This window comes from Streptomyces sp. NPDC020362, from assembly GCF_040642095.1.
In the GTDB taxonomy this organism is placed as follows: domain Bacteria; phylum Actinomycetota; class Actinomycetes; order Streptomycetales; family Streptomycetaceae; genus Streptomyces.
In genome coordinates, this window is record NZ_JBFAET010000141.1 from 1 (window position 1) to 23,730 (window position 23,730).

General features: G+C 73.0%; 22 protein-coding genes and 3 pseudogenes. 10 read left to right on the forward strand and 15 right to left on the reverse strand.

Features of this window, described 5'->3' with window-relative positions; genetic code table 11:
- Window positions 1-286: 286 nt before the first annotated feature.
- Genes AB0H32_RS34120 through AB0H32_RS34130 form a run of 3 tightly spaced genes read right to left on the reverse strand, consistent with a single transcriptional unit; the run spans window position 287 to window position 3,292 of the window.
- On the reverse strand, window positions 287-1,372 hold the full coding sequence (locus tag AB0H32_RS34120; RefSeq protein WP_361128866.1) for a hypothetical protein: 1,086 nt from the start codon (window positions 1,370-1,372) through the stop codon (window positions 287-289).
- 45 nt (window positions 1,373-1,417) lie between these two features.
- Window positions 1,418-2,671 (reverse strand): aromatic acid exporter family protein, encoded by a 1,254-nt coding sequence (locus tag AB0H32_RS34125; protein ID WP_361128869.1) that lies wholly within the window; start codon window positions 2,669-2,671, stop codon window positions 1,418-1,420.
- A gap of 42 nt (window positions 2,672-2,713) precedes the next feature.
- A complete protein-coding gene (locus tag AB0H32_RS34130; protein WP_361128872.1) occupies window positions 2,714-3,292 on the reverse strand; it encodes a CGNR zinc finger domain-containing protein in 579 nt (192 codons plus the stop codon).
- Between the two features lie 123 nt (window positions 3,293-3,415).
- On the opposite strand from AB0H32_RS34130, the gene AB0H32_RS34135 reads away from it, so the two are divergent.
- On the forward strand, window positions 3,416-4,411 hold the full coding sequence (locus tag AB0H32_RS34135; protein ID WP_361128875.1) for an NADPH:quinone oxidoreductase family protein: 996 nt from the start codon (window positions 3,416-3,418) through the stop codon (window positions 4,409-4,411).
- Between the two features lie 13 nt (window positions 4,412-4,424).
- On the opposite strand, the gene AB0H32_RS34140 is transcribed toward AB0H32_RS34135, so the two are convergent.
- Entirely contained in the window at window positions 4,425-4,919 is a 495-nt protein-coding gene (locus tag AB0H32_RS34140; RefSeq protein ID WP_361128878.1) for an FBP domain-containing protein, read from the reverse strand.
- A 333-nt stretch (window positions 4,920-5,252) separates the two neighbouring features.
- Window positions 5,253-5,933, reverse strand: a complete 681-nt coding sequence (locus AB0H32_RS34145; RefSeq protein WP_361128881.1) for a PAS domain S-box protein — start codon at window positions 5,931-5,933, stop codon at window positions 5,253-5,255.
- A gap of 234 nt (window positions 5,934-6,167) precedes the next feature.
- On the opposite strand from AB0H32_RS34145, the gene AB0H32_RS34150 reads away from it, so the two are divergent.
- Window positions 6,168-9,347 (forward strand): cytochrome P450, encoded by a 3,180-nt coding sequence (locus tag AB0H32_RS34150; protein ID WP_361128884.1) that lies wholly within the window; start codon window positions 6,168-6,170, stop codon window positions 9,345-9,347.
- A 175-nt stretch (window positions 9,348-9,522) separates the two neighbouring features.
- Here the strand turns inward: AB0H32_RS34150 and AB0H32_RS34155 are convergent, their stop codons facing one another.
- Complete coding sequence (locus tag AB0H32_RS34155) at window positions 9,523-9,915, reverse strand: nuclear transport factor 2 family protein (protein WP_361128887.1); 393 nt, start codon at window positions 9,913-9,915, stop codon at window positions 9,523-9,525.
- Window positions 9,916-10,016: 101 nt separating this feature from the next.
- Between AB0H32_RS34155 and AB0H32_RS34160 the strand changes: the two genes are divergently transcribed.
- Both AB0H32_RS34160 and AB0H32_RS34165 read left to right on the forward strand, forming a co-directional pair.
- Complete coding sequence (locus tag AB0H32_RS34160; RefSeq protein ID WP_361128889.1) at window positions 10,017-10,460, forward strand: MarR family transcriptional regulator; 444 nt, start codon at window positions 10,017-10,019, stop codon at window positions 10,458-10,460.
- A 294-nt stretch (window positions 10,461-10,754) separates the two neighbouring features.
- A complete protein-coding gene (locus AB0H32_RS34165) occupies window positions 10,755-12,044 on the forward strand; it encodes an ROK family transcriptional regulator (RefSeq protein ID WP_361128892.1) in 1,290 nt (429 codons plus the stop codon).
- 248 nt (window positions 12,045-12,292) lie between these two features.
- On the opposite strand, the gene AB0H32_RS34170 is transcribed toward AB0H32_RS34165, so the two are convergent.
- Entirely contained in the window at window positions 12,293-13,327 is a 1,035-nt protein-coding gene (locus AB0H32_RS34170; RefSeq protein ID WP_361128928.1) for a PHP domain-containing protein, read from the reverse strand.
- A gap of 291 nt (window positions 13,328-13,618) precedes the next feature.
- Between AB0H32_RS34170 and AB0H32_RS34175 the strand changes: the two genes are divergently transcribed.
- Window positions 13,619-13,864: a hypothetical protein gene (locus AB0H32_RS34175; RefSeq protein ID WP_361128895.1), complete on the forward strand. Its 246-nt coding sequence runs from the start codon at window positions 13,619-13,621 to the stop codon at window positions 13,862-13,864.
- Window positions 13,865-13,873: 9 nt separating this feature from the next.
- Here the strand turns inward: AB0H32_RS34175 and AB0H32_RS34180 are convergent, their stop codons facing one another.
- On the reverse strand, window positions 13,874-15,106 hold the full coding sequence (locus tag AB0H32_RS34180) for a family 16 glycosylhydrolase (RefSeq protein ID WP_361128898.1): 1,233 nt from the start codon (window positions 15,104-15,106) through the stop codon (window positions 13,874-13,876).
- Window positions 15,107-15,199: 93 nt separating this feature from the next.
- Window positions 15,200-15,757 carry a VanZ family protein gene (locus AB0H32_RS34185; RefSeq protein WP_361128901.1) on the reverse strand — a complete coding sequence of 186 codons (558 nt, stop codon included), beginning with the start codon at window positions 15,755-15,757 and terminating at the stop codon, window positions 15,200-15,202.
- Window positions 15,758-16,224: 467 nt separating this feature from the next.
- On the opposite strand from AB0H32_RS34185, the gene AB0H32_RS34190 reads away from it, so the two are divergent.
- The 3 genes and pseudogenes from AB0H32_RS34190 to AB0H32_RS34200 all read left to right on the forward strand — a co-directional run.
- Window positions 16,225-17,178: a ribose-phosphate pyrophosphokinase gene (locus AB0H32_RS34190; RefSeq protein ID WP_361128904.1), complete on the forward strand. Its 954-nt coding sequence runs from the start codon at window positions 16,225-16,227 to the stop codon at window positions 17,176-17,178.
- Window positions 17,179-17,264: 86 nt separating this feature from the next.
- A pseudogene (locus AB0H32_RS34195) lies at window positions 17,265-17,309 on the forward strand (hypothetical protein); the annotation flags it as partial.
- Window positions 17,310-17,326: 17 nt separating this feature from the next.
- Window positions 17,327-17,707: pseudogene (locus AB0H32_RS34200) on the forward strand (elongation factor Tu); the annotation flags it as partial.
- Between the two features lie 7 nt (window positions 17,708-17,714).
- On the opposite strand, the gene AB0H32_RS34205 reads toward AB0H32_RS34200, so the two are convergent.
- Together AB0H32_RS34205 and AB0H32_RS34210 are read right to left on the reverse strand one after the other, a co-directional pair.
- On the reverse strand, window positions 17,715-18,104 hold the full coding sequence (locus AB0H32_RS34205) for an anti-sigma factor antagonist (protein WP_361128907.1): 390 nt from the start codon (window positions 18,102-18,104) through the stop codon (window positions 17,715-17,717).
- A 194-nt stretch (window positions 18,105-18,298) separates the two neighbouring features.
- Window positions 18,299-19,249, reverse strand: coding sequence for an NADP-dependent oxidoreductase (locus tag AB0H32_RS34210; RefSeq protein WP_361128911.1), 951 nt, complete (start codon window positions 19,247-19,249; stop codon window positions 18,299-18,301).
- 71 nt (window positions 19,250-19,320) lie between these two features.
- Here AB0H32_RS34210 and AB0H32_RS34215 point away from each other — a divergent pair, with 71 nt between their 5' ends.
- Window positions 19,321-20,277: a helix-turn-helix domain-containing protein gene (locus tag AB0H32_RS34215; RefSeq protein ID WP_361128914.1), complete on the forward strand. Its 957-nt coding sequence runs from the start codon at window positions 19,321-19,323 to the stop codon at window positions 20,275-20,277.
- 67 nt (window positions 20,278-20,344) lie between these two features.
- Window positions 20,345-21,190, forward strand: a complete 846-nt coding sequence (locus AB0H32_RS34220) for a hypothetical protein (RefSeq protein WP_361128917.1) — start codon at window positions 20,345-20,347, stop codon at window positions 21,188-21,190.
- A 4-nt stretch (window positions 21,191-21,194) separates the two neighbouring features.
- On the opposite strand, the gene AB0H32_RS34225 is transcribed toward AB0H32_RS34220, so the two are convergent.
- The 4 genes and pseudogenes from AB0H32_RS34225 to AB0H32_RS34240 all read right to left on the reverse strand — a co-directional run.
- Window positions 21,195-21,758: a TetR/AcrR family transcriptional regulator gene (locus AB0H32_RS34225; protein WP_361128920.1), complete on the reverse strand. Its 564-nt coding sequence runs from the start codon at window positions 21,756-21,758 to the stop codon at window positions 21,195-21,197.
- Window positions 21,755-22,117: a DUF1304 domain-containing protein gene (locus AB0H32_RS34230; protein ID WP_361128923.1), complete on the reverse strand. Its 363-nt coding sequence runs from the start codon at window positions 22,115-22,117 to the stop codon at window positions 21,755-21,757. The genes AB0H32_RS34225 and AB0H32_RS34230 overlap by 4 nt, the downstream gene beginning before the upstream one ends.
- Window positions 22,118-22,180: 63 nt before the next feature.
- Window positions 22,181-23,419: a helix-turn-helix domain-containing protein gene (locus tag AB0H32_RS34235; RefSeq protein ID WP_361128925.1), complete on the reverse strand. Its 1,239-nt coding sequence runs from the start codon at window positions 23,417-23,419 to the stop codon at window positions 22,181-22,183.
- A 92-nt stretch (window positions 23,420-23,511) separates the two neighbouring features.
- Window positions 23,512-23,730: pseudogene (locus AB0H32_RS34240) on the reverse strand (hypothetical protein); the annotation flags it as partial.

Below are 23,730 nucleotides of genomic sequence, written 5' to 3' on the forward strand. Positions count from 1 at the left end.
TCCATGAGGACGGCGGTGACCAGCAGGTGGCCGCGGGCCTGTTCGAGATGTCCGTGGACGGCCGCGCCCGCCACGGCCCCGACGAACCGGCGCCTCGTCCAGCCTCCCCCAAGCTCTCGACTCCGCTCGACCAGGGGGGACCCCCGTCGCCCCGCCCGCGCGTCCGTGTCCATGCCGCACCTCAGGTCCTCGGTTGCCCCGGTCGTGACAGCCACCCTGGCGCGAAACCACCGTCAAAGGCAAGAAGGGCAAAGGGCGTTGCGCAGCGTGCAATACCAGGCTCGGGCTACCACTCCCCGTCCTCCACCGGCCTGCCCTGGGCGTCCTTCAGCGGTGTCACCTGGCCCGGGGACGGCTGCTGCCAGGGGTCCAGATCGTCCCCGATCCAGTCGCCGACAGGCTTGACGGCCTCCAGGGTGTCCGTGGGAGCGAGGTCCTCGGCGTCCTCGTCGTAGTAGTCGTACCAGGGCAGCCCGGCGCTCGTGTACGCCGCCCGGTCCACCGGCGACGGCGGGGGCGCCTCGCCCGTGATGCGGCGCCATTCCGGCGGCGTGACCAGATGGACGAACACCCGCCCGGCGGGGGTATCGGACCAGTCCGTGAGCGGCCGGTCGTCCTGGTAGACCTCCTGGCGCATCGAGCCGCCGACGCCCAGGCCCATGGCCGCCGCCCGCCGTGGGGGAGCGGCCGCGGGAGCCGGCGGGGGCCCGCCGGGGGCGGCCGCCGCCATGGGCACGGGCCCGCCGTATCCGCCCATCGGCGGCGGGCCCCCGAAGCCGCCGACGGCCCCGCGCGCCCGGGGGGCGCTCCGTTCTCGCTCGCGCCGTTCCCGCTCGCGGCGCCGCCACTCGCCCAGGGCCTCCTCCTTCAGCGGGAAGGACTGCAGCTGGATCCCGCCCCACACCTCCTCGCCCGTGACCTGCCCCTCCACGGTCGCGCCCAGACCGAGCGGCACAGCGACGAACTGGCGGACCGTCCCCGTGCCGGAGTTGATGCCGTCCAGCCAGGGCTGGCGGGGCAGCACCACGTAGTTCTGCGGGTCGCGGGAGAGACGGTCGCGCCAGGGCTTGCCGGAGACCGCGCACACCTTGCCCACCCCCACCTGCAGGGCGGCCGGTTCCGCCGTACCGGCGAAGCTCAGCCACATCGCCTCGCGCAGATACACCGGCAGCATCACGCCACCGCGCGCCCGCCACTCCTCGGGGATCCGGTCGGCGTAGTCGGCCACCCGCCGGACCGGGAACTCGCCGAGCCCCGGCGGCAGCGGATGTGTGCCCGTCTCGGGCAGCCGCAGCGTGCGCACGAACCGCACTGCCACCCCGCCCGGCAGCCGCAGCGTGTTCCCGTCGATCCGTACGGCAGCCTCGGCCATCGGCCCGCTCCTTCGCATCCGGTGCCGGCCCCGCCCCGACACTCCTCACGGAAAACGTTCGCCGACCCCCGCACGGTTCCGCCACAGCTCCTCCTGCACGCCGAGGCGCTCGCGCAGCCGGGACATCCGGGGCAGCCTCGCCCGCTGCTCGCGGGACACCAGGTCCAGTTCCTCCAGCAGGCGGCGGGTGCGGTGCTCGGTGTCGAGTTCGTCGATGATGCGGTTCACCTCGGTCAGCACGGCGCCCATCAGCTGCCAGTTGGTCCATTCCCCGCGGACCTCCTCCCGGAGCAGCTCGGCCAGCCGGTCACGGGTGGCGGCCGCCGTGCTCAGTTCTGCCGCAAGGCGCGCCTCGGCCGATTCGGCGTTCTCCTGCAGGTGGGTGGTGACCAGCACCGCGAAGCTGACCACCGCGTCGGCGATCTCCGACAGCAGCTGTTCCATGACGGCTCCGGCCGGGGGCGGGAACAGCGGCTCGGGCCCGCGGGCCTTGGCCAGGTCCGTGAAGGTGCGGGCCAGCACCCGCAGGACGACCGTGCAGATCTCCAGCGTGTCGAGTCCGGTGCGCAGCACCACCCGGTGCAGCAGGCCCTCCTTGACCCGCGGGTTGAGCCGCAGACTGTCCTCGGCCTGCCGCAGCGCCGCGTCCACCCGGACGATGTCGTGGTCCAGCCGGCGTGCCTCGTGCAGCCGCTCGGCAGCCCGCTGCCAGGGGATCCGGCCCGCGGCCTCCTCGCCCATCCGCAGCATCAACTGCCGCACCCGGCGGGCCAGGCCCTCGATGGACTCGCCGGCCTCGTCCACCCACACCGGGGGCGGCAGCAGCAGGTTGCAGGCCATCCCGACGACCGCGCCGATCAGTGTCTCCACGATCCGCGCCCAGGCCGTGAACCCGACGGTGGTGACACCGAGCACCAGCATGGCGCTGATCGCCACCTCGGCCACGTACTCGTCGACGCGCACCAGGTGCCCCACGGCCAGCGAGGCCACGATCAGCAGCGCGAGACTCCACCAGGTCAGCCCCACCAGCAGGCTGAAGGCGATGGCGACCAGCACCCCGGCCACCACCGAGTTCACCCGGCGGATGCCGTTGGTGAGGGTGGCGTAGAAGGTGACCTGGACGACCAGCAGCGCGGTCAGGGGCGCGGTCAGCGGGGCCGGCTCGGGGCTCAGGCGCAGTGCCACGACATAGGCGATCGTCGCCGCGGTGGCCGACCGCAGCGTCTGGACGACCACCGGCTCCCGACGGCGTCCCACCAGGCGCAGGAGTTGCTCGCTCCACTTGCGTACGACGTGCATCCCTTGGCCTGTTCCCGTTCCGCACGCGGGGCGAACGTACCTTCACCGCGTCGGGGCGGCCCGGTTGCGTGAGCGGTAGCCGGCGACCTTGGCGAGGTTGCCGCAGCGTTCCATCGAGCACCAGCGGCGGCGCCGGGCCTGGGAGTCGTCGAGGAACAGCAGGGAACAGTCCGGGTTCCCGCACTTCTTGACCCGCTCCAGCAGCGGGCCCCCGACCAGCAGGACTGCGTCCCGGGCCACGCTCGCGAGGGCGGCGCGCGCCGGCTGCCGCGCCGTCCAGCGCCGGGGTCCGAGCTGGGGCGCGAGGTCCGGCCGGGCCGCCATCTCGTTGACCAGTCGCACATCGGCCGCGTCGGGCTCCTGCCCGGCCATCGCCGACCGTAGGACGCGGTGGACCGCCTCGCGCAGGGTGCGGGCCTCGGTCAGGTCCCGCGCGGTGACCGGGACCGGACCGTCCTCGGCGGACAGCCCCGCCTCGGCGATCCAGCGGGCCAGGGCGCCGGGATCGGGGAGCCGCTCCACGGGCGTGGCGTGCCGTTTGCCGAGTGTGGCGACGAAGTCCAGACAGGGGCGGCCGCCCAGGAAGGGGAAGGCGAGCGCCGGGTCGGATGGCTGGGTCATGGGGTCAGCCTACCCCGGCGACACCGTTTCAGATGGTGACTTGACACTGATTGAAGAGGTGTCGCATCGTGTCACCCGTTCAACCGGTGTCAAACAGATCCTTCTGAGACAGGACGGTGTGGGATGCGTGCGGTGCGGATCGAGGAGTTCGGCGGGCCCGAGGTGCTGGTGCCGGTGGAGGTGCCGGACCCGGTGGCCGGACCCGGGCAGGTGCTGGTGCGGATCGCGGCGGCGGGGGTGAACCGCGCGGACGCGCTGGTCAGGGCCGGCAAGTATCACCGGGCCGGGCGCCCGCCGCTGGTTCCCGGTGCGGAGGCCGCCGGAACCGTTGCGGCGGTGGGGGAGGGGGTGACGGGGCTCCGGGTCGGGCAGCCGGTCATGGCGCTCGACGGCATCGACTCACCCGGCTTCTACGCCGAACTGGCCGCCGTCCCCGCCGCCCGTGTGACCCCGCTGCCCGACGGGGTGGACCTGACCGAGGCGGCGGTCCTGCCCGTGGCCTGGCTCTCCGCCTGGTACTGCCTGCGCCGGCTGGCCCGGGTCGCCAAGGGGGACACGGTCGTCGTGAAGGCTGCCGCGAGCGGCGTCGGTACCGCGGCCGTACAGATCGCCGCCGAGGCCGGCGCGCGGGTCGTCGCCCTCGCCGGATCGGCCGAAAGGGCCGCGTGGGCGGGGCGGTTCGGGGCGGCCGAGGTGGTGGACACCTCCCGGCACGCGGGCGAGGCCGAGGTCGAGGAGGTGCTCCGGCTGACCGGCGGACGCGGCGCCGACGTCGTCCTCGACGCCGTGGGCGGCCGGGCCTTCGGGCACAGCCTGCACGAGACGGCGCACGGCGGCCGGGTCGTCGCGCTCGCCAACGTCGCCCTGGAGCCGAGCACCGTCGACACCCGCGACTTCTACCCGAAGAACATCGCGATCCTCGGCTTCCAGCTCACCAATCTGCAGATCCACGGCTGGGACCCACGCCCCGACCTGCGCGAACTGGCCGAGCGGGTGGCCGCCGGCGCCTACCGGGTGCCGGTCGAGACCGTCCTGCCGCTGTCCGAGGCGCGCGCCGCGCACGAGCGGTTGGAGAGCCGGGACAACCGGGGCAAGATCGTGCTCACCCCGGGCGGCTGACCGGCACCGGCCGTCAGGCGCAGAGCTTGTCGACGAACGCGGACAGATGTCCCGTCAGACGGGCGATCTGCTCCTCCAGGGTCAGGCTCTCCTCGAACCGGGTCCCGGACTGCGGCAGCTTCCTCCCGCGCACGTACAGCGAGCATGCCAGGTCCGTGCACATGTACACCCCGGCCGAGTTGCCCTCGCGGCCCGCCGTGCCCGCCTTCCGGGCAGTCATCAGGGACACCCCGCCCCGCGGATGTGTCGTCAGGCAGAGCGAACACATGCTGCGGTGCAGGAACCCGCGCCGCGCGGCCGGGAAGCGCAGGGCGACACCGGCGAGCCGCCCGTCCCGCTCGGTGACCAGATAGCTCCGGTCGGGGGCGCCGGGATCCCGCCAGCCGAGGAAGTCCAGGTCGTCCCACGGGCGTTCACCGAGGTCCCGTGGGACGGCCAGGCGCTTGGCCTCCCCCTTGGAGCAGTTGATGAACGAGTTGCGGATGTCCTGCTCGGTGAGCGACTTCATGGGGAGGGGTCCTTCCGGATTCCGGGCCGTGAACCTAGAGGCTCTAGGTTCACGGCTAGCCTAGATAGTCAACGGGAGGGTGGGCCACTGGATTTCCGGGATGTGCTGCTGACGTGCGCCCGGGGATTTCCGGGATGTGCTGCCCGCCTGCCCGCCCGCGGGCCCGGCGGGCGGTGGACCATCTGGCCGCAGGGGGCGTCCGGGCCACCGCTCGACCCGGGCGAAGGCGGCCGATACCACCACCAGGACCTGAAGACGGTCCGGCACGCGCTCGTCCGCTTCCGCGCATCCGAGGCCGCGGATACGGTCGCGCATCCGAGGTCGCGGGCAGGTCTACTCGAAGCCGCCCTCCGCCGACCTCGCCTCCACCGACCTCACCTCCGCCGACCTCGCCTCCGGCGGCCACACCCCCGGCACGAGCACCCCCAGGGCGTAGGCGCGGGCGACCAGTTCGGTCCGGTTGGCCGCGTTCCAGCGGGCCGACAGGCGCCGCAGGTGATAGGTGACGCCGTCCTTGCTGAGGCCCAGCTCGCGCGCGGCCCGGGCCGTGGTGGCCCCCTGGGCCAGCAGCGCCAGCACCCGGCCCTCCACCGACGTGACCGGGGCGGGCTCGGGTGCACGGCGGACCGCGCGCTCGCCGTGCACCCGCAGCATCACCAGCAGGGCCGGCGTCACGTCCACGCTGTCGCTCACCGGATCCGCCGTCAGCTCCCCGTACCGCTCCGCGCCGCCGGGCGCACTCCAGCGCACGGACACCTGGTAGCGCGAGCGGCGCCGCATCCGCAGCGCCTCGGCGATCCGCTCCACCTGGGTGGCCTCCTGCGGCCGGAACAACTCCAGCACGTCCCGGCCCCGCAGCCGCCCCGGCGTCGTACCGCACTCGGCGGCCATCGCCGGGTTCGCGAGCACCACCTCGCCGTGCACGTCGCACACCGCGACCGGCACGGCGACCCGGTCGAAGAGGGTCAGCGCACGGTTGCGCCACACCACCGCGTCGGCCCGCTCTGCCTCCACCCGCACCTCCCGCTCTCCCGCCCATCCAAGACGGACAGTCAGGTCACCGGCAACTTCACGGGTCCCGTGGAGGCGGTGTGCACAGACGGTGTCGCGTCGCCCGCGCCGGAGGCGCGCAAGGCCTCGGGTCGACTTTCGACTGCACGATCGTGTAGTGCCGCGGCCCGAGAGCCCCTGATCGGTCGACCACCCTGGAGCGCAGGATTCCGTTCTGCGAAAGGCGGTTGTCGCGCCATGCCCCCCACCGCACTGCACCCCGAGCCGGCCCGCACCCTGCCCGGCGTCCCCGTCGTGGACATCACCGCCACCGGGCCCGGACGCACCCCCCTCCAGCAGGTCATGGAGCTGATGCGCACCCATGGACCGGTGCTGGTGCGCCGGCTGCACGGGCGTGAGGCCCTGTTCGTCGCCGATGCCGGCCTGGTCGCGGACCTCGCCGACGAGGAGCGGTTCGCCAAGCACATCGGGCCCGCGCTGGAGAACGTGCGCGCCTTCACCGCCGACGGCCTGTTCACCGCCCACAACGACGAGCCCAACTGGGCCCGGGCGCATGACGTCCTCATGCCCGCCTTCGCGCTCGGCTCGATGAAGACCTACCACCCGGTGATGCTGAAGGTGGCCCGCCGGCTCATCGACTCCTGGGACCGTGCTGCCCGCGCCGGACAGCCGGTCGACGTCCCCGACGACATGACCCGCATGACCCTCGACACCATCGGCCTGGCCGGATTCGACTACGACTTCGGCTCCTTCGGGCGGGCCGAGCCGCACCCCTTCGTCGAGTCGATGGTGCGCTGCCTGGAGTGGGCCATGACCCGCCTCGCCCGCACCCCGGGCGAGGACCACACGGCCGCCGACGCCGCCTTCCGCGCGGACGCCGACTACCTCGCCGGGGTCGTGGACGACGTCATCGCCGCCCGCACCGGCACCGACCAGAGCGCCGCCGGGGACCTGCTCGGGCTGATGCTCACCGCCCGCCACCCGGCCGACGGCACCACGCTGGATGCGGCCAACATCCGCAACCAGGTCATCACCTTCCTGATCGCCGGCCACGAGACGACCTCCGGGGCGATGTCCTTCGCCCTGTACCACCTCGCCAAGGACCCGGCCGCGCTCCGCCTCGTCCAGCGCGAGGCCGACGCGCTGTGGGGCGACGCCCCGGACCCCGAACCGACGTACGAGGACATCGGCCGCCTCACCTACACGCGCCAGGTCCTCAACGAGGCGCTCAGGCTGTGGCCGACGGCCGCCGCCTTCAGTCGGCACGCCCGCGAGGACACCCTGCTCGGAGGGCGGCTGCCGCTGCGCGCCGGACAGGCCGTCACGGTGCTCACCCCGATGCTGCACCGGCAGCCCGTGTGGGGCGACAACCCGGAGCTGTTCGACCCGGAGCGCTTCGCGCCCGAAGCCGAGGCGGCCCGCCCGGTGCACGCGTTCAAGCCCTTCGGGACCGGTGAACGCGCCTGCATCGGAAGGCAGTTCGCACTGCACGAGGCGACCATGCTGCTGGCCATGCTGGTCCACCGCTACCGGCTGCACGACCACGCCGACTACGTGCTCACCGTGAAGGAGACCCTCACCCTCAAGCCCGAGGGCTTCACCCTCACCCTCACACCGCGCACCCCCGCGGACCGGATCCACGCCCCGCTGCCGGGTGCCGTGACCACCCCGGCCACCCAGGTCCCGGGCCCGGACACCCTGCCGGCCCGGGTCCGCCCCGGCACCGGCACACTCTTCCTGCACGGCAGCAACTACGGCACCTGCCGCGCCTTCGCCGCCCAGCTCGCCGACGAGGCCGCCGCGTTCGGCTGCACCACCGAGGTCGCCGCCCTGGACGACTATGCGGACGGCCTGCCCACGGACCGGCCCGTCGTCATCACCGCGGCCTCCTACAACGGCCGCCCCACCGACGACGCCACCGCCTTCACCGCCTGGCTCGACGGCACCCCCGACCTGACCGGCGTGACCTACGCCGTCCTCGGCGTCGGCGACCGCAACTGGGCCGCCACCTACCAGCACATCCCCACCCGCATCGACGCCCGCCTCGCCGAACTCGGCGCCACCCGGCTGACCGACCGCGCCGCCGCCGACGCCTCCGGCGACCTGACCGGCGCCGTCCGGGACTTCACCGTCCGGTTGCGCACCTCCCTGCTCGAGGAACACGGCGACCCCGACGCCGCCACCGGCACCGCCGACGAGCCCGCCACGGCGTACGAGGTCCGCACCGTCACCGGCGGCCCGCTGGACGCCCTCGCCCAGCGGCACGGGCTGCTGCCGATGACCGTCACCGAGGCGTACGACCTCACCGCGCCGGGCCACCCGCGCACCAAGCGGTTCCTGCGCATCGCCCTGCCCGACGGCATCACCTACCGCACCGCCGACCATCTGGCCGTGCTCCCGGCAAACGCCCCGGACCTCGTGGACCGCGCCGCCGCCGCACTCGGCGTCGACCTCGGCACCGTCCTGGACATCCGGGCCACCCGAGCGCGCCGCGACGGCCTCGCCGTGGACCGTCCGGTGACGGTGCGCCACCTGCTGACGCACCAGGTCGAGTTGCAGGAACGCCCGACCCCACGGCAGCTCGCCCTGCTCGCCGAGGCCAACCCCTGTCCTCCCGAACGCGCCTCCCTCACCGCCGTGACCGGCGACGACCCGCGCACCCTGGTGGAGATCGTCGAGGACCACCCCGCCCTGCGCGGTGCGCTCGACTGGCCGCACCTGATCGACCTGCTGACGCCGATCAGGCCCCGCCACTACTCGCTCTCCTCCTCCCCGGCGGCCGATCCGCGCCACGCCGACCTGATGATCTCCGTCCTGGACGCCCCCGCGCGATCCGGCAGGGGCCGCTACCGGGGCTCCGGCTCCGGCCATCTCGCCTCCCGTCAGCCCGGCGACACCTTGTACGCCCGCATCCAGCCCTGCCGGGAGGTCTTCCGGATCGACCGCGCCGCGCCCGTCGTGATGGTCGCTGCGGGAACCGGCCTCGGGCCGTTCCGCGCAGCCGTCGCCGACCGCGCCGCGGCCCGTGCCGCCGGTGCCGAACTGCCCCCGGCGCTGCTCTACTTCGGCTGCGACGCCCCCGACGCCGACTTCCTGCACGCCGGTGAACTCCGCGCGGCCGAACAGGCCGGAGCCGTCTCACTGCGCCCGGCCTTCAGCGCCGCCCCGGAGAACGGCGCCCTCTTCGTGCAGCACCGCATCGCCGCCGAGGCCGACGAGGTCTGGGAGCTGCTGACCGCCGGGGCCCGTGTGTACGTCTGTGGCGACGGCGCCCGGATGGCACCCGGCGTGCGCGAGGCGTTCCGCACCCTGTACCGGGAGCACACCTCCGGCGCCGACGACACGGCGGCAGGGCAGTGGCTCGACTCGCTCGTGGCGGACGGGCGTTACGTCGAGGACGTGTACGCGGCGGGGTGATCCGCCTGCGCGAGGCCGGCCGAGTGCCGCACGAAGGAAGAGGCCGCCTCCCTGCCGACCCGGACGCGGGCAGTCGGGTCGGCAGGCTCCGGCGTGAAGAACGCGGGGAAGCCGCCGTGGCGCACGCCGGGGCCGGTCGAGCGGCCATGCGGGGTGGGTGCTCCAAGTGCGGGCCCTAGCGGGCGCTGCCGATGGCGCGGTCGGCGTCGGAGCCCTGGAGCATCAGGGTGGTCTCCTCGATGCGGCTGAACCGGCCGTCGGGAGCGAGGTCGGCGAAGACGTAGACCTCCATGGTCACGGTCGAGCCGTCCTTCTTGGTGATGTACACGGTGTGCCGGTCGGCGTACGTGCTGCCGTCGTACAGCTCGTCGTGCACCGCGACGTGGCCGTCGGCGACGAGGGAGCGCACGTGGGTGATGTGCTCGATGAACTCCGCGCGGTCGTCCCAGCGCCCGTCGGTGCGCTGGCGGTACTCCGGGGTGAAGTGGCGGTCGGCGGCCTCCTGGACGGTGAGGTCCTTGTTGAAGATCAGGTCGGCGAGAGCAGCCTCGATGCCGGTGCGGGTCATGGGACTTCCCTTCGAGAGCAAGAACCGAAATGCGTGCGCCGCGCACGCTTCGCCTCGACTGTAGCACCGGATGCGTGCGTTGCGCACGCTATTCTTGGGGTGTGACGAACGAAGTAGGGCACGACATCGCCAACGCGCTGGGCATCCTTCTGCGGCGCACCACGCGCGCAAAGCTCCACGAGAAGCTGACCGAAGGCATGGGCGAGGGGGTGGACGGGCTGACGTACCCGGTCCTCAGTGCGCTCGCCCGGACCGGACCCCGCAGTGCGGCCGACCTCGCCCCCGACGTCGGCCTCGACCGCTCCGGCGTCACCCGCCGGGCTTCCCGGCTGGAGGCCGCCGGCCTCGTCCGCCGCGAGCCGGACCCCACCGACCGGCGGGCCCATCTGCTCGTCCTCACCGAGCAGGGCGAACTCGCGGTGACGGAACTGCGTACACGGCTGGCGGACCACATCATGGCGAGCCTGTCCTCGTGGCCGCCGGGCGAGGCCGAGACCTTCGCCCGCCATCTGCGCCGCTTCACGGTCGAGGGGCCTTTCGCCTGACGGGCGACGGCCGGCCCCTGCCGGGTGCAATTCCCGCACCGCGGTCCACCGGTGTGCGGGCCGCTCCGTCGTGACATCGGGGTCCGTTCCGTCCCGGTGTCGGCACCTTGTTCCGCCCGTACTGGCCCTGTGTCCGGAAGGCTGACGGCTCCGGCACGGGTTCGGTCGCCGCAATCGACCGGATTCGTACCGCCCTCGCTTAGCTCATCACGTGAAATAAGGGTTGGCGGAATGTCGCGTCCAGCTGGTACCCAAGGGTATGTTGCAGATCGGGACAAGGTCGAGGGGAGCCACATGGCGGGGCGCAACGGGCGTACGGTACGCGATCTCAGGCGGAGCAACCGCACGGCCGTGCTGCAGCGGCTGTACTTCGACGGTCCCCTCAGCCGATTCGAGCTGGGTCCGATCACGGGCCTCAGCTCCGGCTCGGTCAGCAACGTGGTCGCGGACCTCGTCGCAGACGGCCTGGTCGAGGAGGCCGGCAGCGTCGACTCCGACGGCGGCCGCCCCCGCACCCTGCTGCGCGTGGCCCCGCACAGCGGACAGATGATCGGTGTCGACGTCGGCGAAACCCGGGTCCGTGTCGAGCTGTTCGACCTGACGCTCACGGAACTCGCCCGCACCGAACGCCCGCTGGCCCCACAGGGCTACGACGTCGACGTCATCGCCGGCCACATCCGCGACGGCATAGCCGAGGTCCTCACGGCCGAGGAGGCCTCGCCCGAGCGGCTCCTCGGCGTCGGTGTGGGCGTGCCCGGCATCGTCGAGCACACGGCGGAGCGGGGTGCCGTCGTGCACGGACAGACCATCGGCTGGGACGCGGTGCCGCTGGAGGAGCTGCTCCGCTCGACCTCCCGACTACCGGACACCGTGCCGTACTTCATCGACAACGGCGCCAAGACGCTCGGGCAGGCCGAGATGTGGTTCGGCGGGGGCCGCGGCGCCCGCAACGCGGTGGTCGTGCTCTTCGGTTCCGGCGTCGGGGCCTGTCTGGTCACCCCCGAGGTGGAGCACGGGCGGGCCCTGGAGTGGGGGCATCTGACGGTGCGGGTCCGGGGGCGCCGCTGCCGCTGCGGCGCGCCGGGCTGCCTGGAGGCCTACGCGGGTGCCGAGTCGCTGCTGGCCCGCTGGCGCGAGGAGGGCGGGCGGCCGCCCAGGGGCACCGACGAGGAGACCGCACTCACCGCGATGCTCGCCGCCGCCTATCCGCCCGAGGGCCAGGATCCCGACCCGGTCGCGCTCGCCGTCCTGGAGGAGACCGCCGAGTACCTGGGCGCCGGCCTGTCCGACCTGGTCAACCTGTTCCAGCCCGAGCGGATCCTGATCGGAGGCTGGGCCGGGCTCCAGCTCGGCACCCGGTTCCTGCCCGCCGTGCGCCGGCACGCGGCGACCTACGCCCTGCGCCACCCGGCCGACAAGGTGGCCATCGAGCTCGGCCGGCTCGGCCCCGACGCGGTCACCGTCGGTGCGGCGATTCTGCCGCTGGCCGACTTCTTCTCCCGGGGCGGACGCCGCGCCGAACCGGCGGCCGAGGACCGGCACCCTGCCTGGCGGGCCGCGCTGGAGGAGCGTGCGCCGCGCTGAGCCGGGGATCGCCGACCGCAGGATCGGCGTGACACGGGTCACGGCACCCGCCTGGAACACCGCGGGGTGGTTGCCCGTTGAACCAGTCGTGGGTGTGGATGGGACGGCGTGCCCGGGCCTCACCTTTCGCCCGCAGGGAAGATCGTTCGGCTGAAGCCCTGTGGAGCCCTTCGCCGAGAGGCGACCGCCATCCGCGCCCACCACCTGGCCGCCCCGGCCGTGATTCCCCCGTCACGGCCGGGGCTTTCTCATGGAGCCCCGGCCGGCGTACGGCCTTCGTGCGTCCACGCCAGCAGCTCCTCGGCCGGCCAGGTGGTCACCACCCGCCCGGCCGGCACGCCGCACTCCGCCGCCCTCGCGCAGCCCAGGATCTGCCAGTCCAGCTGGCCGGGCGCGTGCGCGTCGGTGTCGATCGAGAACAGCACCCCGGCAGCCACGGCCTTGCGCAGCAGCCGCCTCGGCGGGTCCAGCCGCTCGGGACGGCTGTTGATCTCCACGGCCGTACCCGACTCGGCGCAGGCGGCGAACACCTCGTCCGCGTCGAGCTCCGACTCCGGGCGCCCGCGCCCCGTGACCAGGCGTCCGGTGCAGTGGCCGAGCACGTCGGCATGCGGATTGCGGACGGCGGCCACCATGCGGCGGGTCATCGAGCGGGCGTCCATGCGCAGCTTGGAGTGCACGGACACCACGACCACGTCGAGCCGTGCCAGCAGCTCCGGTTCCTGGTCCAGCGAACCGTCCTCCAGGATGTCGCACTCGATGCCGGTGAGCAGCCGGAACGGCGCCCAGCGCGCATTCAGCCCCGCCACCGCCTCCAGCTGCTCGCGCAGCCGCTGCGACGACAGACCCCGGGCCACGGTCAGCCGGGGGGAGTGGTCGGTCAGGGCCGTCCACTCGTGGCCGAGCAGCGCCGCGGTGCGCCCCATCTCCTCGATCGGACTGCCCCCGTCGGACCAGTCCGAATGGGTGTGGCAGTCGCCGCGCAGCAACGCCCGCAATTCCGCGCCGGGCCCGTCGGCCGCCGGCCCCGCGGCCTCCTCCTCCAGCGTGCGCAGATAGCCGGGCACCTCCCCTGCCAGGGCCTCCCGCACCACCTGCGCGGTCTTCGGGCCGATCCCCTTCAGCGACTCCAGCGTTCCGGCCGCCGCGCGCCCGGCGACCTCGCCCTCGGGCAGGGCCGAGAGCACCCGGGCGGCGGTACGGAAGGCCCGGACCCGGTAGGTGGGTGCCAGCGACCGTTCCAGCAGGAAGGCGATCCGGTCCAGGGCGGCGACGGGATCCATGGTCACCTCCGCCTCGTCACGCCCCTCCAGGGTTCCCCAGCCCTCCCCGCCCCGCACGCGCACCGCACCCGGGCGCGGCCGTGCGCCCCGAGGGGCACGCGGCCGTGCCGGCGTGCGGTTCCGCACGCGTGGGCGCGACCGGCGGTTCACCGCCCGCGCCCGCCGACGCCGCGTGACCACGCCGGCTCGCCGACGCTGCGTGACCACGCCGGGCCGGGCCGCGATCGGTGCTCTCCTGGACAGACCCCGCGGACGAGTCGTCGGCCCGGGTTGCGTTCTACGCTCTATTCCATGACCGAACAATCAGTTCCGCACATCTCTCATCCGCGGGTTCTGGTCCTCGGGCTGTGCCCGGGCAAGCCGGGTGAGCCGCCCTTCAGGATCATGGAGATCGACGGTCAGGTGGTCGGCTCGGCCACGTCCATCACCGATGTGCTGGAGGCGGCGGCCTCCCACGGCATCACCATCCACGACCTGGACGACCCGGAGGTCGTGCGCTTCGTGGGCGGCGGCAAGTACACGTGGACGCTGCACTGAACCGACGGCTCAGCCGACCGTCCACTTCTGGTTGGCGCCGCCCGTGCACGTCCAGATCTGCAGCCGGGTGCCGTTGGCCGAGCTGTTCCCGGTCGCATCGAGGCACTTGTCGGCCTGCGGATTGACGATGTCGTGCGCCGCCGAAACGGCCCACTTCTGGTTGGGACCGCCCGTGCAGTCCCACAGCTGGACGGTCGAGCCGTCCGCCGTGCCGTTGCCGGTGACGTCCAGGCACTTGCCGAGCGCCCGGATCGTGCCGTCCGAGCCGACCGTCCACTGCTGGGCGCCCGTGCCGTTGCAGTCGTAGAGCTGGACCGGGGTGCCGTTGGCGGAGTTCGCGCCCGCCACGTCCGCGCACTTGCCCGCCAGGCCCCGGATCGGGACGCCGGCCGCGCTGTCGCTCGTCGTCACGGACACGGAGTCCACGACCAGCTGCTGCGGGAACTGCGTCGAGCCGTCGGGGTCGCCCGGCCAGTACCCGCCGACCGCGAGGTTCAGGATCAGGAAGAACGGCTTGTTGAACACCCAGGTCTTTCCGCCCAAGTCGGCGGGTGTGCGCCGCTGGTAGACGGTGCCGTCCACCGACCAGGTGATCGAGTCGGGCGCCCAGTCGACGGCGAAGGTGTGGAAGGCGTCCGCGAAGGCCTGCCCGCCCGGCAGGGTGTAGCCGGCGCCTATGCCGCCGGAGCCGGAGTAGCCCGGGCCGTGGATGGTGCCGTGCACGGTCGAGGGCTCGAACCCGACGTTCTCCATCACGTCGATCTCGCCCGAGTCCGGCCAGTTGACCGGCGTGCCGAGCATCCAGAACGCGGGCCACATTCCCTGCCCGCGCGGGATCTTCATCCGGGCCTCGACGTGGCCGTACTGGGCGTTGAACTTCCCGGCGGTGTTCAGCCGGGCCGAGGTGTACTGGCAGCTGCCGTACCAGCACTGGTAGCCCGCCGGGTTCTCCTTGCGGGCGGTGATCACCAGATGTCCCTGGCCGTCGAGGGCCGCGTTCTTCGTGCCCGACGTGTAGTACTGCCGCTCGTGGTTGTTGACGTTGTCGCCGGTCTCCAGTGTCCACTTCGAGGAGTCGACCCCGGAGCCGGCGGGTCCGTCGAAGGTGTCGGAGAACGTGGTGACGGCGGCGGCCTCGGGGGCGGGGGTCCCGGCGCGGGCCGGGACGACGGCGGCCGAGCCGACCAGGGCGGCGGACAGGGCGGTGAGCAGACATCTGCGGAGCAGACGGGGGGAGGCCATGACTCTCCGTTCGGTGTGGGGGTGAGATGCCTCTTGATTTAAGGAGTGAGATAAGAGGGCGTCAATACCTTGGTACGGACCTGTAGCTGAGGGTCACTCAGTCCCGGGCCGCCGCACCCGCGCGTGCACCGCCTGCCCCAGCCGACGTCCCAGGAGCAGCCAGCCGGCCAGCGCTCCGGTCGTGTTGAGGACGACGTCGTCGATGTCGAAGGCCCGCCCGGTGACCAGCGCACCCTGGACCAGCTCCACCAGCAGCATCATGAACGCCGTGAGAGTCACCACCTGGACCGCCCCTCGGGCACGCGGCGCGAGCACCGGAACCAGCGCCCCGAACGGCACCCCGAGCAGGACGTTCCCGCCGATCTGCCGGACCGCGTCCCGCAGCGGCGCGTGATCCAGGTAGGCCTGAACGGAGCGGCCGGGGTGCAGATTGCTGTGCGTCAGGGGCGCCGAGGCCGGGGACGGCTGCAGCGTGAGCCGGGCCAGGACGACGGCGAACGCCACCATGAGGACGAAGGCCACCAGCATCGCAAGGGCACGGACGGGCAGTGGAAGGACGTGCCGCGCGGGCGTCGGGCGGGCCTGAGCAGCCGCCTCCGGCTTCGCCGGAGCGCGCAGGATCCGGGGCAGGTGCCGAACGGTGCGGTCCATCGCTCCTCCAGTCTTCAACTTCCCCGTGCTGTAGCGCGGTTACCCCCGCATCGGCTCCGGATGCCGCCGTCCGTGCGCCGCCGGGTGCGCGCCGGCGATTTCCGCTCACGCTCCCGGGGCGCTGCGGTCCCGGGCCCGTGTGCCGCCGCCCGCCCGCGGCTTCGGCGGTGCTCGGATGCCCCGAGCGGCGCATCGGACAGAACACCGCGCAGCCGTACGGAGCGGGCGGAGGAGGCCAGGGACGAACCGGCGTACCGCCACCCTCGTCCTGGGCGAACTCCTGGCCGTCCCCGACCCGACCCGCGCCGGGTCCGCCCTCCGGCCACGGTTCGGCGTGCCGACTGCGGCCGCAGGACGGTCCGGCTGGGGGGTTCTTCTCCAGGAACGGCACACCGGTGCCCTGGTGAAGGATGCACCCCCAGTAACATGACCGGCGCAGCCCGTGTCGATCATGCGAGGAGCGGATCGTGCGAGACATCGCCGTCTTCACCGGCAGTGCCCACCCCGAACTGGCCGAGGAGGTCTGCGCCCACCTCGGTGTGCCGCTCAGCCCCACCCGGGTCAGCCGGTTCGCCAACGACTGTCTGGAGGTGCAGCTCCAGGCCAACTGCCGGGAACGGGACGTCTTCCTGATCCAGCCGCTGGTCAGACCCGTGCAGGAGCACCTGGTGGAGCTGCTGCTGATGTGCGACGCGGCCCGCGGCGCCTCGGCGGCCCGGATCACCGTCGTCATGCCGCACTACTCCTACGCCCGCTCGGACAAGAAGGACGCGCCGCGCATTTCCCTCGGCGGACGGCTGGTCGCCGACCTGCTGGTGGCGGCGGGCGCGAGCCGGGTCCTCGCGATGACCCTGCACGCACCGCAGGTCCACGGCTTCTTCTCGGTGCCGGTGGATCACCTGCACGCCCTGCGTGAACTGGCCGCACACTTCGGGCAGTACGACCTGTCGCGCACCACGGTCGTCTCCCCGGACCTCGGCAACGCCAAGGAGGCCGCCGCCTTCGCCCGGCTGATCGGCGCGCAGGTGGCGGCCGGCGCCAAACAGCGGTTCGCGGACGACCGGGTGAGCATCAGCTCCGTGATCGGCGACGTCACCGACCGGGACGTCATCGTGCTGGACGACGAGATCGCCAAGGGCAGCACGGTGCTGGAACTCCTGGACAGGCTCCGGGAGTCGGGGCCACGCTCGATCCGGGTGGCGTGCACGCACGGCCTGTTCGCGGCCGGAGCGCTCAAGCGACTGAGCGAGCAGCCCGACGTGCTGGAGATCGTGTGCACCAACACAGTGCCGGTGCCCCTGGACGAGCACACCGACAAGCTGTGCGTCCTGTCCATCGCGCCGGCCCTCGCCGAGGCCGTACGACGCATTCACAACGGAGAGTCCGTGAGCGCCCTGTTCGACGAACCGAGAAACGCCTAGACAGGAAGGAGTGGCGCGGCACCCGCGGCACCCATCCACCTGGAGGGCGCAGTGGCGAAGCGAGGTTCGAACGGACCAAACCCCATGTGAACATCGGCACCATCGGGCACATCGACCACGGCAAGACCACCTTGACCGCGGCCATCACGAGGGGTGCGCGGGTGAGAACGTCGGCTGCTGCTGCGCGGGGTCAAGCGCGAGGAGGTCGAGCGCGGGCAGGTCGTGATCAGGTCCGGATCGGTCACCCCGCACACGGAGTTCGAGGCGCGCGCACATCCTTTCCAAGGACGAGGGTGGCCGCCACACCCCGTTCTTCGAGAACTACCGCCCCCGGTTCTACTTCCGCACCACCGACGTGACCGGCGTCGGCACCCTGCCCACGGGCACCGAGATGGTGATGCCGGGTGACGACACCACCATGCACGTCCAGCTGATCCAGCCGGTCGCCATACAGGAGGGCCTGAAGTCCGCCATCCGCGAGGGCGGGCGGACTGTGGGCGCCGGTCAGGTCACGAGGATCCTCAAGTAGGGGATCCTCAGGTGACCGACGGCCGGCCGGACGCGGCCTCGGGCTGTTCCAGGGCCGCGTCCAGCGACGGCTGCGGCGGCAGCAGGCGCGACAGACCGGTGACCCTGAGGACGCGCAGCGTCAGCGGGTGGGTGCACACCAGGTGCAGCCGCCCGCCGCGCTCCAGCACCCGGCTGCGGGCCCGGTACAGCAGCCGCAGCCCCGAGCAGTCGAAGAACTCGACGGCCCGCAGATCGATCACGACCCGCACGCCGTCCCGGCCGGTCGCCCGGTCCAAGGCGGGCGCGATCTCCGTCGCCGCCACGATGTCGATCTCGCCGCGGAACTCCAGCACCGTGTGCCCGCGGTGCTCGCGTATGCGCAGATGCCGGGTGAACGGCGAGGGCTCCTGCTGCACGACGGCACCACCTCCCACGCGCGCCCGGAAATCCGTCTCTCGACCGTCAAGTTACCCTCGATGGAAGGAATTTGAGCATGTTCGATTGACATATGTCTTCGAGTTTCGCGTGTGGCGCCTTCTTGGCCGGCCGATGCGGGACGTGAGCACGGGCAGGGAGGCCGGACCCGTGCTCACTTTCCGGGAGGTGGGGCTCAGTCCGCCAGCAGGACGAGCTTGCCCGTCGTCCGGCCGGTGTCGCCCAGCTCGTGCGCCTTGGCGGCGTCGGTCAGCGGGAAGGTCCCCGCGATCGTGGCACGCAGCCTGCCCGAGTCGGCCAGCTCCGCGACCGCCTCCATCCCGGCCCGGTCGGCGTCCACCAGCATCTGCACCGCCCGTACGCCTAGCCGCTCGGCCTCCGCGTAGAACTCCCGGGAACCGTCCGGCAGGATCGACACCACGACCCCGCCCGGCCGCAGCACGCGCAGCGACCGCAGGGCCGTCTCCCCGCCGAGGGTGTCCAGAACGACGTCGACGTCCCGCACCGCCTCGGTGAAGTCGGTGGAACGGTAGTCGATCGCCTCGTCCACGCCGATCTCCCGCAGGAAGTCGTGCTTGCCCGCGCTCGCCGTGCCGATGACGTACGCGCCGCGCGCCTTGGCGATCTGCACGGCCACGTGCCCGACCCCGCCGGCCGCCGCGTGGATCAGCACCCGCTGCCCGGGCTGGACGTCGGCGTGCTCGGTCAGTGCCTGCCAGGCGGTCAGGGACACCAGCGGCAGCGCGCCCGCCTGGACGTGGTCGATCGAGGCCGGCTTGTGCGTCAGGGCGCGGACCGGGGCGATCACGTACTCGGCGTGCGAGCCGTGGCCGTACGGATAGGGCAGCATGCCGAAGACCTCGTCGCCGGGGCGGAAGGCGGCCACGCCGATTCCCGTCTCGGCGACCTCGCCGGAGACGTCCCAGCCGAGGACGAACGGCGGCTCGCCCAGGAACAAGCCGAAGGCCCGGTGCTTCCAGTCGGTGGGGTTGAGTCCGGCGGCCCGCACCCGGACCAGGACCTGGTTCGGACCCGGCTTCGGCCGCTCCACCTGTACTTCCTTCAGGACCTCGGGACCGCCGAGGACGTCCTGGCTGATGGCACGCATCGTGTTCACATTGCTCATGGTCACCCAGCCTGCCGGGGGCCGCCCGCCCGGGAAATGGCATGATTGCCAAGCTTCGATAGAATCGTGCCATGCGTGGCACAACCAGTCCCGAGCGCGTGGCCGTCCTGGCCCTCGACGGCGCCTACCCCTTCGAGCTGGGCATCCCCAGCCGGATCTTCGGCGCTGCCGACGGCCACTACGAGGTGCTGACCTGCACCGTCGACGGCGGTCCGGTGCGCACCAACGCCGATTTCAGCGTCAGCGTCCAGTACGGCCCCGAGATCCTGGAGACCGCGGACACCGTGGTCGTCACCTCCATGCCGCCCTCGCACATCCCCGTCGACCTGCCCGACGAGGTCGCCGCGGCCCTCGCCCGCATCCGCCCCGACGCGCGGATCGTGTCCATCTGCACCGCCGCCTTCGTCCTCGCCGAAGCCGGCCTTCTGGACGGCCGCCGGGCCACCACCCACTGGCAGGTGGCCGACCTCTTCCGCCGCCGGTACCCGCACGTGGACCTGGATCCGGACGTGCTCTTCGTGGACGACGGCCGGATCCTCACCTCGGCCGGTGCCGCCTCCGGCGTCGACATCTGCCTGCACATCGTCCGCACCGACCACGGCAGCGAGCTGGCCAACGCCGTCGCCCGCCGCTGCGTCGTACCCCCCTTCCGGGACGGCGGACAGGCGCAGTACATCGAGCAGCCGGTGCCGGAGAGCGGCGCCGCGAGCACCGCCGCGACCCGTGCCTGGGCCCTGGAGCGCCTGGACGAGCCGCTCCCCCTCTCCGACCTCGCGGGGCACGCCCGGATGAGCCTGCGCACCTTCGCCCGCCGCTTCAACGACGAGGTCGGACTCAGCCCCGGCCGCTGGCTCATCCAGCAGCGCGTCGCCCGTGCCAGGCACCTGCTGGAGTCCAGCGACCTGCCGGTGGACCGCATCGCCGCCGAGGTCGGCTTCGCCACCGGCGCCTCGCTGCGCCAGCACCTGCACGCGTCGATCGGGGTGTCCCCGCAGGCGTACCGCAGGACGTTCCAGGAGACCCGCTGACCGCCGAACGTTACGGGCCGCCCCGGCGTCGAAGGACCGGAAACGGCGGCGAGGAACAGGGGCGGGCATGCGCACAGGACTGGTGGCGGTGGCGGTTCTGGTGGCCGTGACGACGGTGGGGTGCGACGACGGCACAGGGGTACGGGTGACGGCCGCGGGCACGCCACCGGCCACCCCGTACGGCGGGCCGCTGCACGTCCCCACCAAGGCGGTCGACGACGGCACCCCCCGGTCCCTGCGCCTGGCCTCCGGAGCCGCGGGCCGGGCGCTGGAGTGCGACGGGCAGATCTTCGAGGGCAGCGGCCCCGACGGGTGGGGCGAATCAGACGGGGGCGGCACGCCCGAGGAGGGACTGAAGCTCTCCTTCGACATGGTCCAGCCGGCGCAGCCCGACCACGGCTACCGCGTGGAACGCAGGGAGACGGACCGGGTGCTGTACTCCTTCGACGTCAAGGGCCGCACCAAGGTGGCCGTCGTGGTGGCCAAGGACCAGCCGAACCGGCCCGGTTGGGGCCCGGAGACCAGTGCCTCCTGCGATCCCGCCGAACTGCCCCCGGCGTTCGCGGCCGCCCAGGGCTGGGAGGTGTGGACGGACGGGGGCGGCAGGCGGGTACCGGTGAGCCGGCTCAGCAGCTCCGCCGGTCCGCGGCACTGCGGATGGCAGTCGGCCCGCTTCCTCGATCTGGACGGCCGTACCTACGTCCGCGATCCCGAGGGCGTCCTCGGGCGCGAAGGACTGCTCGAGGCGCCGTACCGCAAGGACGTCGGCATGCCCGCGGACGCCCACGACACCGGGTACCGCCACCGCGGCCTGCAGCTGTGGCTCACCGAGGACCAGGGCACGGCCTACGTCCGCACCTCCGCCGCCGTGGAGGCCTGGCCGCGGGCGAAGCACGGCGCCGGCTGCGACTGACCGGTCACCGGCTCCGGTGGAGCGCGACCAGCAACTGCCACACCTGGTCCGCCGCGTCCTCGGGCGTGGCCTCCAGCATCCCGTGCAGCCAGTCCGCGAGCACCCCCGCGAAGGTCGCCGCCACCGCCGAGGCGACCAGCGGGGCGTCCGCCGCGCCCGCCAGCTCGCGCTCGGCCAGGCTGCGGGCCCTGAGGTCCCGGTGCAGCACCCGCCCTAGCGGCCCGCCCCCGCCGGGCGCGAGCAGCGACCGGTACAGGGCCGCGTGCGGGGCGAGGCCCGCGAAGAACTCCCGCAGGGCGGGCGGGGCGTTCACCGGATCGGGCCGCCCCCGCCAGGCGTGCAGCGCGTCCACCGCCTGCCGCACGACGTCCGCGCACGCGTCGACCGCCAGCGCCTCCAGCCCGTCGTAGTGCACGTAGAACGTGGCCCGCCCCACCCCGGCCCGGCGCACCAGAGCGGCCACGCCCACCTCCTCCAGAGGATGCTCGGCGCACTCGTCGAGCAGGGCAGCCCGCAGCCGGGCGCGGGTACGGGCTGCCCGCGGGTCCTCCTGGGGTGCCCGGGTCATGACGCGACGAGGACGGCTGCCAGGGCGAGCCCACCGGGCAGCGCCTGGGCGAACAGGATGCGCCGGTTGGCCGTGAGACCGCCGAACACGCCCGCCACCACGACACACGACAGGAAGAACACCCGCACCCGGAGCCCGGTCGGGTCGCCCGCGACCAGCCCCCACACCAGGCCCGCCGCCAGGAAGCCGTTGTACAGGCCCTGGTTGGCGGCCAGCGGCGCGGTCGCCCGGGCCATCTCCGGGTCGAATCCGTGCAGTCCCCGGCCCGGCTTCTTCTGCCACAGGAACATCTCCAGCACCAGGATGTACGCGTGCAGGACGGCCACCAGGCCGACCAGGACGTTCGCGACGATCTCCATGACCGGCGCACCCCTTCCCTTCATGGACAGGCGTCCAGAATAGCCGGACACCTGTCCATGAAGTCACTCGGGGGTGCCCTCCCCGAGCGCCGCACCTCTGCGCAGCTGCCGTGCCCGTAACGCCAGCTGCATCTCGAAGCGGGCCGCCGGATCGTGCAGCAGGTCGCCGAACAGCTCGTCCAGCTGCCGCATCCGGTAACGGACCGTCTGCGGGTGCACCGCGAGACGCTCGGCCACATCCGCGACACCGCGGCCGGAGCGGAGCCAGTTCAGCAGGGTCTCCGCCAGCCGCTCCCGCTGTGGCGGGCGCACCTGCTCCAGCGGGCGCAGCCGACGCTCGGCCATCGCGTCCAGCAGCGCGTCGTCACGCATCAGCAGGAGCGTGGGCAAGTGGTCCTGGCAGCGCACCACGGCACCGGCCGCGTCCGTGCCGGGCAGGACGCCCCGCCGTACGAGGTCCAGCGTCTCCGTCGCCCAGCGCAGCGACCGCGCCCCCTCGTCCAGCGCAACGGTCGGCCCCATCGCGGCGCGCAGTCCCTGCAGTGCAGCGGCCACCGCCCGGGCCCGGCCCGGACCTTCCGGATCGGGCACCACCAACAGCGCGGGCTGGACGTCGAACCGCGTGAGGAACTCCGGCGGCACGATCGGCCCCGTCCCGGGCCCGGGGTCCACGGCCACCACCGCCAGTGCCCGCGGCACCGTCCAGCGCGCGGCGTGCGCCAGACCGGCGATCGCCTCGGCGGAGGCCGGGGAGGCGGCGGTCAGCAGGTCCACCAACCGGGCCCGCCGCTGCTGGAGTTCGCCCGCCGCGTGCAGCCGGGCCTCGGTGTAGGCCGCGGTCGCGGCGGCCGCCATCTCGTCCAGGTGCAGGAACAGCACCTCTCCGAACGCGCCCAGCACGTGGCGTGGCAGCAGCCCCTGGTCCACCAGCGCGTTCACCCGGCGCCAGGTCACCCGGGCGCCGAGCCGCAGCGCGGACTGGAACGAGTCGAGGCTGCGCCCCTCCTCGGCCTCCCCGCGGCCTATGCGCTCGTACGTCGCCTGCACCGGCTCCCAGTCGGTGTCCGGCTGGGCCATCCGCTCCAGCAGCCCGCGCAGCGCATGGTCCACGCCCCGGTGCACGGCCTGCATGTACGTCTCGTCCATGGGGCGCGCGTACTCGGGGATCCCGGTCCGGATCGCACGGAAGACCTCCTCGGTGATCTCGGGGACATAGGGTCTGAGGCGGTCGGGCAGACCCGGCGGCAACGCCTTGTACGGGCCGCCCGTGTCCACGCCCACCGCTGCGGCTTTCTTCGGCACGTCGGTGACGATACCCGCGAGTAACCTACGCGGGCTCATCACCCGGCGACAGTTGTCGGGGCGGCGATTGTGCGCCGCCCACAACGAACGGCTCAGGCGTTCGCGGCCGCGTACACCCGCTCGCCGCCCACATAGGTGAGCGCGACCCCCGTCTCCGCGATCGCCTCCACGGGCCCGGCGAACGGATCGCGGTCCAGTACCACCAGGTCGGAGCCAGCCGGGGACTGAGGAAGGAACCGGCCTCCACGTGACGTTCCGCGCCCGCGGGAGCACCCTGGAATCAGCGCTTTTCCGGAGGTGGTCGACATGAT